The 12,687-nt window shown below is 65.5% G+C and carries 13 protein-coding genes; 4 read left to right on the top strand and 9 right to left on the bottom strand.

The window, feature by feature from the left end; translation table 11 throughout:
- Positions 1–32 precede the first annotated feature (32 nt).
- Positions 33–599: an RcnB family protein gene (locus IV091_RS16065; RefSeq protein WP_293470263.1), complete on the top strand. Its 567-nt coding sequence runs from the start codon at positions 33–35 to the stop codon at positions 597–599.
- A gap of 77 nt (positions 600–676) precedes the next feature.
- Here the strand turns inward: IV091_RS16065 and IV091_RS16060 are convergent, their stop codons facing one another.
- From IV091_RS16060 to purE, 3 genes are read right to left on the bottom strand one after another with little or no spacing between them, the layout of a single operon-like run.
- Positions 677–1,672 carry an L-threonylcarbamoyladenylate synthase gene (locus IV091_RS16060; protein WP_293470262.1) on the bottom strand — a complete coding sequence of 332 codons (996 nt, stop codon included), beginning with the start codon at positions 1,670–1,672 and terminating at the stop codon, positions 677–679.
- Entirely contained in the window at positions 1,669–2,901 is a 1,233-nt protein-coding gene (locus tag IV091_RS16055; RefSeq protein ID WP_293470261.1) for a 5-(carboxyamino)imidazole ribonucleotide synthase, read from the bottom strand. The genes IV091_RS16060 and IV091_RS16055 overlap by 4 nt, the downstream gene beginning before the upstream one ends.
- Positions 2,898–3,407 carry a 5-(carboxyamino)imidazole ribonucleotide mutase gene (purE, locus tag IV091_RS16050; protein WP_293470260.1) on the bottom strand — a complete coding sequence of 170 codons (510 nt, stop codon included), beginning with the start codon at positions 3,405–3,407 and terminating at the stop codon, positions 2,898–2,900. Before purE ends, IV091_RS16055 begins: the two co-directional genes overlap by 4 nt.
- A gap of 159 nt (positions 3,408–3,566) precedes the next feature.
- Between purE and trxA the strand changes: the two genes are divergently transcribed.
- On the top strand, positions 3,567–4,460 hold the full coding sequence (gene trxA / locus IV091_RS16045) for a thioredoxin (RefSeq protein ID WP_293470259.1): 894 nt from the start codon (positions 3,567–3,569) through the stop codon (positions 4,458–4,460).
- A gap of 110 nt (positions 4,461–4,570) precedes the next feature.
- Here trxA and IV091_RS16040 read toward each other — a convergent pair whose 3' ends face one another.
- Both IV091_RS16040 and fba read right to left on the bottom strand, forming a co-directional pair.
- The gene (locus IV091_RS16040) at positions 4,571–5,479 is read right to left on the bottom strand and encodes a phosphoribosylaminoimidazolesuccinocarboxamide synthase (protein WP_293470258.1); all 909 of its coding nucleotides are present in this window, start codon (positions 5,477–5,479) and stop codon (positions 4,571–4,573) included.
- Between the two features lie 104 nt (positions 5,480–5,583).
- The gene (fba, locus tag IV091_RS16035) at positions 5,584–6,648 is read right to left on the bottom strand and encodes a class II fructose-bisphosphate aldolase (protein ID WP_293470257.1); all 1,065 of its coding nucleotides are present in this window, start codon (positions 6,646–6,648) and stop codon (positions 5,584–5,586) included.
- Positions 6,649–6,915: 267 nt separating this feature from the next.
- Here fba and IV091_RS16030 point away from each other — a divergent pair, with 267 nt between their 5' ends.
- Entirely contained in the window at positions 6,916–7,677 is a 762-nt protein-coding gene (locus IV091_RS16030) for a phosphatase PAP2 family protein (RefSeq protein ID WP_293470256.1), read from the top strand.
- On the opposite strand, the gene pyk is transcribed toward IV091_RS16030, so the two are convergent.
- Positions 7,655–9,088 (bottom strand): pyruvate kinase, encoded by a 1,434-nt coding sequence (pyk, locus tag IV091_RS16025; protein WP_293470255.1) that lies wholly within the window; start codon positions 9,086–9,088, stop codon positions 7,655–7,657. The two genes, IV091_RS16030 and pyk, sit on opposite strands and share 23 nt — an antisense overlap.
- A 236-nt stretch (positions 9,089–9,324) precedes the next feature.
- Between pyk and IV091_RS16020 the strand changes: the two genes are divergently transcribed.
- Complete coding sequence (locus IV091_RS16020; RefSeq protein ID WP_293470254.1) at positions 9,325–10,401, top strand: fatty acid desaturase; 1,077 nt, start codon at positions 9,325–9,327, stop codon at positions 10,399–10,401.
- Positions 10,402–10,512: 111 nt separating this feature from the next.
- On the opposite strand, the gene IV091_RS16015 is transcribed toward IV091_RS16020, so the two are convergent.
- From IV091_RS16015 to IV091_RS16005, 3 genes are all read right to left on the bottom strand, one after another.
- On the bottom strand, positions 10,513–11,706 hold the full coding sequence (locus tag IV091_RS16015) for a phosphoglycerate kinase (RefSeq protein ID WP_293470253.1): 1,194 nt from the start codon (positions 11,704–11,706) through the stop codon (positions 10,513–10,515).
- 76 nt (positions 11,707–11,782) lie between these two features.
- Positions 11,783–12,136: an AzlD domain-containing protein gene (locus IV091_RS16010; protein WP_293470252.1), complete on the bottom strand. Its 354-nt coding sequence runs from the start codon at positions 12,134–12,136 to the stop codon at positions 11,783–11,785.
- Positions 12,133–12,687: AzlC family ABC transporter permease (locus IV091_RS16005; RefSeq protein ID WP_293470251.1), on the bottom strand; the 555-nt coding region annotated here is incomplete at its 5' end. The genes IV091_RS16005 and IV091_RS16010, both read right to left, overlap by 4 nt.

Below are 12,687 nucleotides of genomic sequence, written 5' to 3'. Positions count from 1 at the left end.
TCACGTTCCCTTAAGCCACCAAAAGGCCAAACATGAAAATCACTGAACTCAACATGAGCCGCACCCTGGTGTTCCTGGCCGCAGGCCTGCTGGCCGGTGCCGGCGCCATGGCTGAAAAGCCGGAGTGGGCGGGCAATGGCAAGCAGGGCAAGTCCGAGCAAAAGCAAATGCACGACCAGCCGGGCCGGTCTGTGCAAACGCAAGAGCACGCTGCCCCCCGCCAGGCACAGTCGAACCGGCCGGGTAAGTCTGCGCAAGGGCAGCAAGGCACGCAGGTTCGCGTGGGGAGCTATTTCAACGACACCCAGCGCACGGCAGTACGCACCTACTACGGCGAGCAATACCGCGCGGGCAACTGCCCACCGGGACTGGCGAAGAAAAACAATGGCTGCATGCCGCCGGGACAGGCCCGCAAGTGGAACGTCGGCCGGGCTTTGCCTAGTGATGTCGTCTACTACAGCGTGCCGCAATCCGTCATCATTCAGCTGGGCGCGCCACCGTCTGGACAGCGCTATGTGCGTGTCGGATCGGACATCTTGCTGCTGGCCATCGGCACCGGAATGGTGATTGACGCCATCCAGAACCTGGGCGGCCTGTAGCCCCAGCCCTGGCCCCCCGGCGCCCTGCGCTCCCAGAAAACCGCCGCAGGGCGGTTTTTTTTCGCCTGCACACCCCTTCAGCTTGCGGCGGCCCGCCCCAGCCGGTCCCGCACGCCGTCCCATTCGGCGGTGGCGGGCGGGTGCTCAACCCAGATCAGCTTGATGCCCTGGTCGTCGAAGTCGCGCAGCACGGCAAACAGCTGCTGCGCGGTGGCCACCGCATCGTCAGGCATGCGGCGAAACAGCACCTTGGCGGATGGGATGCGCAGCACGCTGCGGGCATAGACGGCAATGTGGGCGGCATCGGCGCCCAGCAGATCGAGCGCGGTCTGGATCGCGCTGGCGTCCATCAGGCGCACCTTGGCGTTGGGCGCGTAATGCGCGGCCAGCGTGCCAGGCGCGCGCGGGGCGTGTCCCGCTGGCTGCAAGTCCTCCTTGTCCAGCACCGGCTCGCCGCAGGCGGCCTCTAACTGCGCGCGGGTCAGCACGCCGGGGCGCAGCAGCACGGGCTTTCCCCGGGTGCAGTCGACAATGCTGGACTCGATGCCGACCGCGCACGGCCCGCCATCGAGCACCAGCAAGGCATCGCCAAACTCCTCGGCCACATGCTGCGCCGTGGTCGGGCTGACGCGGCCAAAGCGGTTGGCGCTGGGTCCGGCCACGCCACTGACGCCCAATTCCAGGCATGCCTTCAGGAAAGCCAGCGCCACCGGATGCGACGGGCAGCGCAGGCCAATCGAATCCTGGCCCCCGGCCGCGGCGGCGGCCACGCCTTCCCTGCGCGACAAGATGACCGTCAGCGGCCCGGGCCAGAAGGCCTTCGTCAAGCGCGCGGCAAACGGCGGCACGCTGCGGGCGTAGTCGGCCACCTGCGCCGCATCGGCCACATGCACGATCAGCGGGTGGTCGGCGGGCCGGTCCTTGGCGGCAAAAATGCCGGCCACGGCTTCATCGCTGGACGCATCGGCGCCCAGGCCGTAGACGGTTTCGGTCGGAAAGCCGACCAGACCGCCGGCCCGGATGCAGCGGGCTGCTTCAAGAATCGCCTGCGGGTCGGTGCCAGGCAGGATCATTGCGCGCTTTCAAAACCCGGCAGGCCCAGAATCCGGGCGGCCTGGCGCGCCGTGGCCTTCACGCTGGCCACATCGGCACCCGTGAAGGTCAGGTGGCCCATCTTGCGGCCCGGCCGTGCGTCGGTTTTGCCATACAGGTGCAGGTGCGCGCCGGGCAGGGCCAGCACGGCCTGCCAGTCGGGCGTACGGGGCTGACCGGCAGCGTCAAACCACAGGTCGCCCAGCAGATTGAGCATGATGGCGGGCGAATGCTGGCGCGGCGCGGGCAGCGGCAGGCCGGCCATGGCATGCACCTGCAGGTCGAACTGCGACACATCGCAGGCGTCCATGGTGTAGTGGCCGCTGTTGTGCGGGCGCGGCGCCATCTCGTTGACGACCAGCGCGCCGTGCTCGCTGCCGTCGTCGATCACGAAGAACTCGACGCACAGCACGCCGACGTAGCCGATGTGATTTGCTATGGCTTTGGTAGCTTCTTGCGCCCGTGCAGCAAGCGCCAGAGGCATATTTCCTTCATAAACCTCGGTCACTGCCAGAATCCCGTCGACATGCAGGTTGAGCTGCGGCGGAAAGCTGACGATGTCGCCGTCCCAGCCACGCGCCACGATGACCGAGCATTCAGCCTTGAGCGGCAGCAGCTTTTCAAGCACGCAGGGCACCTGCTTCAGCTCGGCCCAGGCCGCGGCCAGCTCGGCGGCGTTTTTGACGCGCGCCTGGCCCTTGCCGTCGTAACCCATGCGGGCAGTTTTCAAAATGCCGGGCAGCAGATCGGCGGGAACGGCCTGGAGCTGCTCCGGCGATGCAATGACGGCATAGGGTGCGCAGGTGACGCCCGCCACGCCAGCGCTGGCCGTGAAATGCGACTTTTCCTGGATGCGGTCCTGCGCAATCGCCACGGCGGCTGCGCCGGGCGCGACCGGGCGGCGCACGGCCAGCGTGTTCAATGCGGCAGACGGCACGTTCTCAAATTCGGTGGTGATGGCCGCGCACAAATCGGCCAGTTGCGCCAGACCCTGCGCATCGCTGTAGCCGGTCTGGATGTGGTGGTGGCTGACCAGGCCGGCCGGGCTGTGCGGATCCGCGTCGAGCACGGCGGTGAAGTAACCCAGGCGCTGCGCGGCATGCACGAACATGCGGCCCAGCTGGCCACCGCCCATCACGCCCAGCGTGGCGGGCCGGCCGGCGGCGTCCACCGTACCCGGGAAAACCGGCAAACCGGACGGCGCGCTCATACGGGCGGCAGCGTCATGGCGCGTGCGGCGGCGGTCTGCTCGGTGCGAAACGCCTGCAACTGGTCGGCCAGTGCCTTGTCGTGCAGCGCCAGCATGGCCACCGCGAACAGCGCCGCATTGGCCGCGCCGGCATTGCCAATCGCAAACGTGGCAACCGGAATGCCCTTGGGCATCTGCACGATGCTGTGCAGCGAATCGACGCCCTGCAGATGCTTGCTGGCCACCGGCACGCCCAGCACCGGCACCACGGTTTTGGCGGCCAGCATGCCGGGCAGATGCGCGGCACCGCCGGCACCCGCAATGATGGCCTGCAGGCCCCGGCCAGACGCGGCCTCCGCATAGGCAAACAGGTCGTCAGGCATGCGGTGGGCCGACACGACGCGGGCCTCGTGCGCCACGCCAAATTGCTGCAAAATCTGCACCGCATGCTGCATCGTTTCCCAGTCGCTGCTGGAGCCCATCACCACACCGACCACGGGGGCAGGCGGATTGTTTGTTGTCGTCATAGTGGGAGCCTTCAAGGCCTTGAGGTAAGTAGGGGGTAGGGGCAGGTCGCCGGAAACGTCAGATTTTAAGGGCTCGGGCCGCCGGCTTGCGTGCTATCGTCCTGACCACTCGGCGCTCCGCCTGAAACTGCTTTTAAAAAAATCCATCTCAAAAAAACCATGATCAATGTCACCGTTGCCAATTTTGAAGAGGAAGTCGTTGCCGCTTCCATGACGCAGCCCGTGCTGATTGACTTCTGGGCGCCGTGGTGCGGGCCCTGCAAGTCGCTCGGCCCGGTGCTTGAAAAAGTCGAGGCCGACTACGCCGGACGCTTCAAGCTGGTCAAGATCGATTCCGACCAGGAGCAGGAGATCGGCACCGCCTTCGGCATTCGCAGCATTCCCACCTGCATCCTGATGATGAACGGCCAGCCGGTGGACGGCTTTACCGGCGCCCTGCCCGAGGGCAAGGTCAAGGAATTTCTGGACAAGCACCTGCCGCCAGCCGCCGAGCCCGAACCCGAAGCGCCGGCCGTGGAAGAGGACAGCAGCCCCGACGCCGTGCTGGACCGGCTGCAGCAGGCGGTGGCGGCCGATCCGGCCAGCGAAACCGCACGCTTTGACCATGTCAGGCAGCTGCTGGCGCTGGGCCGCGACGACGACGCCAAGGTGGCGTTTGCACCGGTGATTGCCCAGACGTCGACGGTGCGCCGTTTTGACTCGCTGCAGCGCTGGATGAATGCTATTGATTTTGCAGCTACTCATCTAGACGCAGCGGTGGCCGAGGCCGGATTTGATTCAAAAATTGCCGCCAACAAGCGGGATTTTGACGCGCGCTTTGACAAGGCCCGCTGGCTGATGGCCGGCCAGCGCTGGACCGAGGCACTTGACGAGTTGCTGGAGATCCTGATGCGCGACAAGGCATGGAATGACGGCCTGGCCCGCAAGACCTGCATCGCCGTCCTCGACGTCATGGAAACGCCCAAACCCAAGGTGGCCGACGGCCAGATTCCGCCGGAAGACCCGGTGGTCGCGACGTATCGGCGGCGCTTGAGCAGTGTGGTGCTGAGCTGAGGTTTTCACCGAGGAACACCGCGGAACCGGCTTCGCCGGGCCGCAGGTGTTGCCCCCTTGAGGGGGTTCCGGCTACACGAAGTGAGCCGAGACAGGGGAGAACCAACCTTTCAAGCCGTCAGCCGCGCCATCGCCTCCTGGTACTTGGCGGCGGTCTTGGCGATCACTTCTTCCGGCAGGCGCGGCGCCGGTGGGGTCTTGTCCCAGGGTTTGCCGTTGATGCGCACGGCTTCCAGCCAGTCGCGCACAAACTGCTTGTCATAGCTGGGCGGGTTCTGGCCTGCGGCAAAGGCCGCTTCATAGCCTTCGACGGGCCAGTAGCGCGACGAATCAGGCGTCAGCACCTCGTCCATCAGCGTCAGCGTGCCCTGCTCGTCCAGGCCAAACTCGAACTTGGTGTCGGCAATGATGATGCCCTTGGTCAGCGCAAAGGCGGCGGCGGCCTGGTAGATCTCGATGCTGAGCTTTTTGATCTGCGCGGCCAGTTCGGGGCCGACGACCTTGACCACCTGCTCGTAGCTGATGTTTTCGTCGTGCTCGCCGGCCTCGGCCTTGGCGGCAGGCGTGAAGATGGGCTCGGGCAGCTTGCTGGCGTTTTGCAGGCCGGCGGGCAGCGCGACGCCGCAGACCGACTGGGTTTGCTGGTATTCCTGCCAGCCGCTGCCGGCCAGGTAGCCGCGCACCACGGCTTCCACCGGAATCGGTTTGAGGCGCTTGACCAGCATGGAGCGGCCAACGACCTGGGGCAACTCTGCGGCGGTGACCACGCTTTCGGGCGCCTCGCCGGTCAGGTGGTTGGGGCAGATGTGGCCCAGTTTGCCAAACCAGAACAGCGCCATTTGCGTGAGCAAGGCGCCCTTGCCGGGAATCGGCTCGCCCAGGATCACGTCAAAGGCGCTCAGGCGGTCGCTGGCCACCATCAGCAGCCGGTCTTTGCCCACGGCGTAGTTGTCGCGCACCTTGCCGCGCGCGAGCAGGGGCAGGGAAGTCAGGGCAGAGGTGTGGAGTGCTTCGGTCATGGTGGTCAGACGGGTAAAAAGTGAAAAAGCCCGCGCAACTCCTCTGGAGTCCACGGGCTTTGAATTATCGCCAATCCGGCGAAGCGGCGGGCACGGGCGCGTGGTTAACGAACGACTTGCGCCAGTTCGCCCCGGGCGTACTGGGCGGCCACGAGGGACAGGCTATGGCCCTTGATCTTGCTGGCCTGGCCTTCGCAGCCGAACTCGATGTAGCGCTGCTTGCAAATCGCCTTGGCGGCTTCGCGGGCAGGCTTAAGCCACTCCCTGGCATCGAACTTGTCGGGGTTCTCGGCCAGGAACTTGCGCACCGCGCCGGTCATGGCCAGTCGGATGTCGGTGTCGATGTTGATCTTGCGCACGCCGAACTGGATGGCTTTCTGGATTTCCTCGACCGGCACGCCGTAGGTTTCCTTCATGTGACCGCCGTACTGGTTGATGCGGGCCAGCAGGTCCTGCGGCACGCTGGACGAGCCGTGCATCACCAGGTGGGTGTTGGGAATGCGGCGGTGGATTTCCTTGACGCGCTCGATGGCCAGGATGTCGCCGGTGGGCTTGCGGGTGAACTTGTAGGCGCCGTGGCTGGTGCCGATGGCAATCGCCAGCGCGTCGAGCTGGGTGCGCTTGACGAATTCGGCGGCTTCCTCGGGATCGGTCAGCAGCTGCTCGTGCGTCATGACGGCATCGGTGCCGTGGCCGTCTTCCTTGTCGCCTTGCATGGTTTCCAGGCTGCCCAGGCAGCCGAGTTCGCCCTCGACCGACACGCCGGTGGCGTGGGCCATCTCGACCACCTTGCGGGTGACCTCGACGTTGTACTCGAAGCTGGCAATCGTCTTGCCGTCGGCTTCCAGCGAGCCGTCCATCATCACCGAGCTGAAGCCCAGGTTGATGGCACCCTGGCAGACATCGGGGCTCTGGCCGTGGTCCTGGTGCATCACCAGCGGAATGTGCGGGTAGGCTTCAACGGCCGCCAGGATCAGGTGCTTGATGAAGGCTTCACCCGCGTACTTGCGCGCGCCTGCGCTGGCTTGCAGGATGACGGGCGCACCGACCTCGTCGGCGGCGGCCATCACGGCCTGGACCTGCTCCAGGTTGTTGACGTTGAAAGCTGGAATGCCGTAGCCGTTGACGGCCGCATGGTCCAGCAGCTCGCGCATCGAAACGAGTGCCATGAGTGAATTTCCCGGATAAGTTGAACCGTTGCTAACAACGGCGGGTTAAAAGGCGGGTTATGGGCGGCGGTCCGCACAGCGCAAACGCTGCCTGACAGGGGCGGTAACCGCAAAGTAACTTGAACCCCCCATTCTACCGGGTGACGCAAGGCGGTCTTGTTCAAAGCTCCTTGGCGCGCGCCTGGCGATTGAAGCGATGTTCCTCGCTTAAGCCTGGCTTAAGGCCACCCGATTACCTTCACATGGCATGTTGAAACCCCTCCATTCATGAGTCCGGCCCAGCGCCCGGGCGCGCCTGCCCGCTTTTTCCTGTTCTGGTCCCTGGGCAGCCTGTTGCTGCTGCTGGCCTGGGACTATTCGGGGCTTGACCGGGCCATGGCGCACTGGTTTGGCACTTCGAACGGCTTTGCGCTGGAACACCACTGGCTGTGGCGCGGCGTTTTGCATGAAGACATCCACCTCTTGCCATGGCTGCTGGAACTGGGCTTGCTGGTGGCCGTGGCCCGGCCGCTCGGCGCCTTCAGGCAGTTGCCGGGCCTGCGGCGGGCGCAGTTGGCGCTGACCACGCTGATCGCGCTGCTCGTGGTCTCCAACATCAAGCGTCACAGCCTCAGCAGTTGCCCCTGGGACTTGCAGGAGTTTGGCGGCATGGCGACTTATGTATCGCACTGGACCTGGGGCCTGCGCGATGGCGGCAGCGGCGGCTGCTTCCCGGCCGGCCACGCGTCGGGCGGCTTTGCATTTTTGGGCGGTTTTTTTGTGTTTCGCCGTGGCTTGCCGCAAACAGCCAGACGCTGGCTGGCCGGCGCGCTGGCGGCCGGTTTGGTGATGGGCCTGGCGCAGCAGGTGCGCGGCGCCCACTACATGAGCCACACGCTCTGGACCGCGTGGTTGTGCTGGGCCACCGCTGGCCTGGTGGACCTGGGCGTCAGCCAGTGGATTGCACGAAAGCGCTTGTTCGCGCCAGCACTGACGCCCGCCACCGCAGAACCGGCGCCCTGGCCCGTTACGCCACGCGGCAGATCTTGAGCATGTTGGTGCCGCCGGGGGCGCCCATCGGCTCGCCACAGGTGATGGCATAGACGTCGCCGCTTTGCACGATGCCCCGGCGCAGCAAGTGGCCTTCGGCCTGGTCCAGCGCGGTGTCGCGGTCGGCGCTGGTGTCCAGCAGCAGCGGCCGCACGTTGCGGTAAAGCGCCATCTTGCGCTGCGTGGCCAGGCGCGAGGTCAGCGCGTAAATGGGCGCGCGGATGTCATGGCGGCTCATCCACAGGGCGGTGGAGCCGCTGTCGGTCAGCGCCACAATCGCCTTGGCGCCCAAATGATGGGCCGTGAACAGGGCGCCCATGGCAATCGACTGGTCGATGCGGGTGAAGGTCTTGCCCGAGAAATCGGCGCCCAGTTCCTTGTACTCGGCTTTTTCCGCCTCCTCGCAGATCTTGGCCATTTCCTCGATCGTCTCCAGCGGGTACTTGCCGGCGGCGGTCTCGGCGCTGAGCATCACCGCGTCGGTGCCGTCGAGCACGGCGTTGGCCACGTCGCTGACTTCCGCGCGCGTCGGCACGGGGTTCAGGATCATGCTTTCCATCATCTGGGTCGCCGTGATGACGACCTTGTCCATGGCGCGGGCCATCTTGATCATGCGTTTTTGCAGGGCCGGCACCGTGGCATTGCCGACCTCGACCGCCAGGTCGCCGCGCGCCACCATGATGCCGTCGCTGACGCGCAGGATTTCTTCAAGGTTGGGAATCGCCTCGGCGCGCTCGATCTTGGCAATCAGGCCGGGCTTGTGCTTGTAGGGCGCGGCGGCCACGTTGCACAGCTGGCGCGCCATCTCCATGTCGGTGGCGTTTTTGGGGAAGCTCACGGCGACGTAGTCGGCCTGAAAGCTCATCGCCGTCTTGATGTCTTCCATGTCCTTGGCCGTCAGCGCCGGCGCGGTCAGGCCGCCGCCCTGCTTGTTGATGCCCTTGTTGTTGGACAGCTCGCCGCCGAGCTTGACGGTGGTGTGGACTTCCTCGCCACGCACGGCATCGACGGTCAGCACGATCAGGCCGTCGTTGAGCAGCAGCAGGTCGCCGGCCTTCACATCGCGCGGCAGTTCCTTGTAGTCCAGCCCCACGCCCTTGATGTCGCCCGGCTCGGTGCGGGACGCGTCCAGCACAAAGCGCTCGCCGGGCTCCAGCATCACCTTGCCTTCGGCAAACTTGCCGACGCGGATCTTGGGGCCCTGCAGGTCGGCCATGATGGCGACCTCGCGGCCGGCGCGCTGGGCCACTTCGCGCACCAGTTGCGCCCGGTCCACATGGTCTTGCGCCTGGCCGTGGCTGAAATTGAGCCGCACCACGTTGACACCGGCACGGATCATTTTTTCAAGCAAAACGGGGTCGCTGGACGCAGGGCCGAGGGTGGCAACGATTTTGGTGGCGCGAAGCGACATGAAGGGTCTCCTTGTAATTTGTTTTCTGATTCTTACATGGAACCGGTTACAGGCCGGGTACCAAAACATGGGGCGGCTCGGATCCGGGTTTGCAAAAGTTTGATCCTGGTCAGAACTTGTGCGGGCCGCTGCCCCTAGAATTTCGCTCGTTGTCTGCACCGCGCCCGGCTAAGCCGGCGCGGTGCGGCCTGGCCTCTTTTCCGGGCCCTGTTGCCATCCCCTTCACTTACACGCCCATGCCCGCTTCCCTCGCCCCCATTCCCGCCGACCAGCCGCTGCCGCACCGCAAGACCCTGCGCGCGTGGCTGATCCCCCTGTCGAGCCGCACCACGCTCTGGGCGCTGCTGCTGCTGGTGTTCGACTACGCACTGCTGCTGGCGGCGCTGGCCGGCACCGTGCTGGTCGACGCTGTGTGGGGCAAGCTGCTGTGCGGCCTGGCCGCGGGCTTTGTCACCGGCCGCCTGTTCATCATTGGCCACGATGCCTGCCACCAGAGCCTGACGCCGCACCGCAGGCTCAACAAGTGGCTGGGCCGCATCGCCTTCCTGCCGTCCCTCACGCCCTACAGCCTGTGGGACGTGGGCCACAACGTGGTTCACCATGGCTACACCAACCTCAAGGGCGTGGATTTTGTCTGGGCCCCGCTCACGCAGACCGAATACCAGGCGCTCACGCCCTTTCAGCGCCTGCGGGACCGCGTTTACCGCAGCGGCTGGGCGCCGGGCCTGTACTACATGATCGAGATCTGGTGGAACCGCATGTTCTTTCCGAACCGGGCGCACATGCCCACGCGCCGCCCGATTTTCATCAAGGACTGCCTGCTGGTGTCGGCCTTTGCCGTGCTGTGGGCCGGCGTGATGGTGGCGGCCGCGCTGGCCACGGCGCAGCCGGTCGCGGCGGTGCTGCTGAGCGGCTTTGTACTGCCCTTTTTGTTCTGGAACGCGATGATCGGCTTCGTGGTGTATGTGCATCACACGCACGTCAAGGTGTCCTGGCACGACGACAAAGCCGCCTGGTCCCAGGCGCAACCCTTTGTCTCGACCACCGTGCACCTGACCTTTCCGCTGGGCATAGGCGCGGTGCTGCACCACATCATGGAACACACGGCGCACCATGTGGACATGAGCATTCCGCTGTACCGGCTCAAGCAGGCGCAGAGCAAGCTCGAACACATGCTGCCCGAGCGCATCGTGGTTCAGCCGTTTTCGTGGCGCTGGTACTTTGAAACGGCTCGCCAGTGCAAACTCTACGACTACAGCCGCCGCTGCTGGACCGACTATGCAGGGCGCGCCGCCAGCACGCAACCGGTCTGAAAAAAGGGTGCCTCGGCACCCTTTTTAACATCAAAGTAGGCTTCTAGCCCATAAAACACGGGCTCATGAAGCTATTATTTTTATAGCACATCAGCAGCCGACCCAGCACCTTCAGCCAGCCGCCCGCTGCTGCAAGATTTCGAACGCGGGCAGCGTCTTGCCTTCAAGAATCTCCAGAAATGCGCCGCCGCCGGTAGAGATGTAGTCCACCTGCGACTCAATGCCATATTTGGCAATGGCCGCCAGCGTGTCGCCGCCGCCGGCCAGCGAAAACGCGCTGCTCGCGGCAATCGCGCGCGCAATGCCTTCGGTGCCGTTGGAAAAGGCCTCAAACTCGAACACGCCGACCGGGCCGTTCCAGACAATGGTGCCGGCCGCCATCAGCTGCGCCGCCAGCCGGGCGGTGGTTTCGGGGCCAATGTCCAGGATCAGGTCGTCGTCGGCCACCTCGGTCGCCCGTTTGACGGTAGCCGGCGCATCGGCGGCAAAGGTCTTGGCGCACACCACATCGGTGGGAATCGGCACTTCCGCGCCGCGCGCCTTCATGGCGTCCATCACCGCCTTGGCTTCAGGCAACAAATCGGCTTCGGCCAGGCTTTTTCCGATGTTCAGGCCGGCCGCCAGCATGAAGGTGTTGGCAATGCCGCCGCCCACGATCAGCTGGTCCACGTTGGCCGCCAGGGCCTTGAGGATGCTGAGCTTGGTCGAGACCTTGCTGCCTGCCACGATGGCGACCAGTGGCCGGCGCGGGCTGGCCAGCGCTTTGGAAATCGCGTCCATCTCGGCCGCCAGCAGCGGACCGGCGCTGGCCACAGGCGCGTATTGCGCAATGCCGTAGGTCGAGGCTTCGGCGCGGTGGGCGGTGCCAAACGCGTCGTGCACAAAGATGTCGCACAGCGCGGCCAGCTTGCGGGCCAGCGCTTCGTCGTTTTTCTTTTCGCCCTTGTTCAGGCGGCAGTTTTCCAGCATCACCAGCTGGCCGGGCTGCACGTTGACGCCGTCCACCCAGTCAGACACCAGCGGAACCTCACGATTCATCAACTCGCCCAGGCGCCTGGCAACCGGCGCCAGCGAGTCGGTCGACTTGAACGCGCCTTCCACCGGGCGCCCCAGGTGGGACGTCACCATCACGGCCGCGCCGGCATCGAGCGCCATCTGGATGCAGGGGATCGAGGCCCGGATGCGGGTGTCTTCGGTGATGGCGCAGCTAGCGTCCTGCGGCACATTGAGGTCGGCACGGATGAAAACGCGCTGGCCTGCGGCCTTGCCACTGGCGCAGAGGTCGGCAAAACGGATGAAATTCATGAACAACTCCCAAAAAGACTGGCCCCGATTGTAGGAGGCTCACTTCCCGCCACTGTTCGCGGGCAGGCTTGAGCCCCTACCAGCCCAGCCCCAGGCGCAGCGGCAAATACACCGCCATGCCGACCACGATGGTGCCCAGCACGGCCTGCCCGGCACCGCGGCGCCAGAAGTAAAACGCCGCACCTGCCGCCGCACCGTAAATGCGCGCGTCCTGCCAGGAGGCGATCAGTTGCCCCTGCGTCATGACCAGTTCGGGCGCAATGACGGCCGCCAGCGCCGCAATCGGCGCGTACTGCAGGCCGCGCTGCGCCCAGTGCGGCAGGTGCCAGGGGCGGCTGGAGATGAAAAAGAAACTGCGCGTGACCACGGTGACCACCGCCAGCCCCGCGATGACGCCCAGCGTCCACCAGTCTGTGCCCGGGCTGCTCATGCGTGCGGTCTCCGGTCGGGCGGCGCGGGCGACTCCAGCATCAGGCACAGCGCCACCGCCGCCGCAATCGCCACCACGATGTTGAGCTTGAAGGGCAGTGCAAACGCGGCCACCGCCGCCGCGCCCGCGACACCGGCCGAAATGCGGCGCATGGGCGTAGAGGCCAGCGAACAGCTCATGCCGATCAGCGCCAGGATGCCGGCGAAACCCAGACCCCAGGACACCGGAATCCATTGCGCCAGGGCAATACCCAGCAGGCTGGACACTTGCCAACTCAGCCAGTTCAGGCTGCCGTTCCCGGCCAGATAGGCCAGTTGCGCCTGGCGCTGCGCGGCGCCCACCGGCGGCTGGGAAAAGCGGCGCACAAACAGGACATACGTCATGTCGGTGCTCAAATACCCGGCCAGCAGGCGCACCGAGCGGGGCAGGTGCATGACATAGCTGCGCAGGTGGGCGCTGAACACGACAAAACGCAGATTGACGCAAAAACCCGCCACCAGAATCACCCAGACCGGTGCGCTGGCGGCAATCAGCGGAATGGCCGCCAGCTG

The sequence above is a fragment of the Polaromonas sp. genome, assembly GCF_018780625.1.
In the GTDB taxonomy this organism is placed as follows: Bacteria; Pseudomonadota; Gammaproteobacteria; order Burkholderiales; family Burkholderiaceae_C; genus Polaromonas.
The sequence above is the reverse complement of the archived record's forward strand: the minus strand, read 5'-3'. Positions and strand labels throughout refer to the sequence as shown.

Coding starts and splice junctions, on each gene's coding strand:
- IV091_RS16065 (WP_293470263.1), top strand. CDS start 33: ATGAAAATCACTGAACTCAACATGAGCCGCACCCTGGTGTTCCTGGCC.
- trxA (WP_293470259.1), top strand. CDS start 3,567: ATGATCAATGTCACCGTTGCCAATTTTGAAGAGGAAGTCGTTGCCGCT.
- IV091_RS16010 (WP_293470252.1), bottom strand. CDS start 12,136: ATGAGCAGCCCGGGCACAGACTGGTGGACGCTGGGCGTCATCGCGGGG.
- IV091_RS16015 (WP_293470253.1), bottom strand. CDS start 11,706: ATGAATTTCATCCGTTTTGCCGACCTCTGCGCCAGTGGCAAGGCCGCA.
- fba (WP_293470257.1), bottom strand. CDS start 6,648: ATGGCACTCGTTTCGATGCGCGAGCTGCTGGACCATGCGGCCGTCAAC.
- IV091_RS16040 (WP_293470258.1), bottom strand. CDS start 5,479: ATGACCGAAGCACTCCACACCTCTGCCCTGACTTCCCTGCCCCTGCTC.
- pyk (WP_293470255.1), bottom strand. CDS start 9,088: ATGTCGCTTCGCGCCACCAAAATCGTTGCCACCCTCGGCCCTGCGTCC.
- IV091_RS16055 (WP_293470261.1), bottom strand. CDS start 2,901: ATGAGCGCGCCGTCCGGTTTGCCGGTTTTCCCGGGTACGGTGGACGCC.
- purE (WP_293470260.1), bottom strand. CDS start 3,407: ATGACGACAACAAACAATCCGCCTGCCCCCGTGGTCGGTGTGGTGATG.
- IV091_RS16060 (WP_293470262.1), bottom strand. CDS start 1,672: ATGATCCTGCCTGGCACCGACCCGCAGGCGATTCTTGAAGCAGCCCGC.
- IV091_RS16030 (WP_293470256.1), top strand. CDS start 6,916: ATGAGTCCGGCCCAGCGCCCGGGCGCGCCTGCCCGCTTTTTCCTGTTC.
- IV091_RS16020 (WP_293470254.1), top strand. CDS start 9,325: ATGCCCGCTTCCCTCGCCCCCATTCCCGCCGACCAGCCGCTGCCGCAC.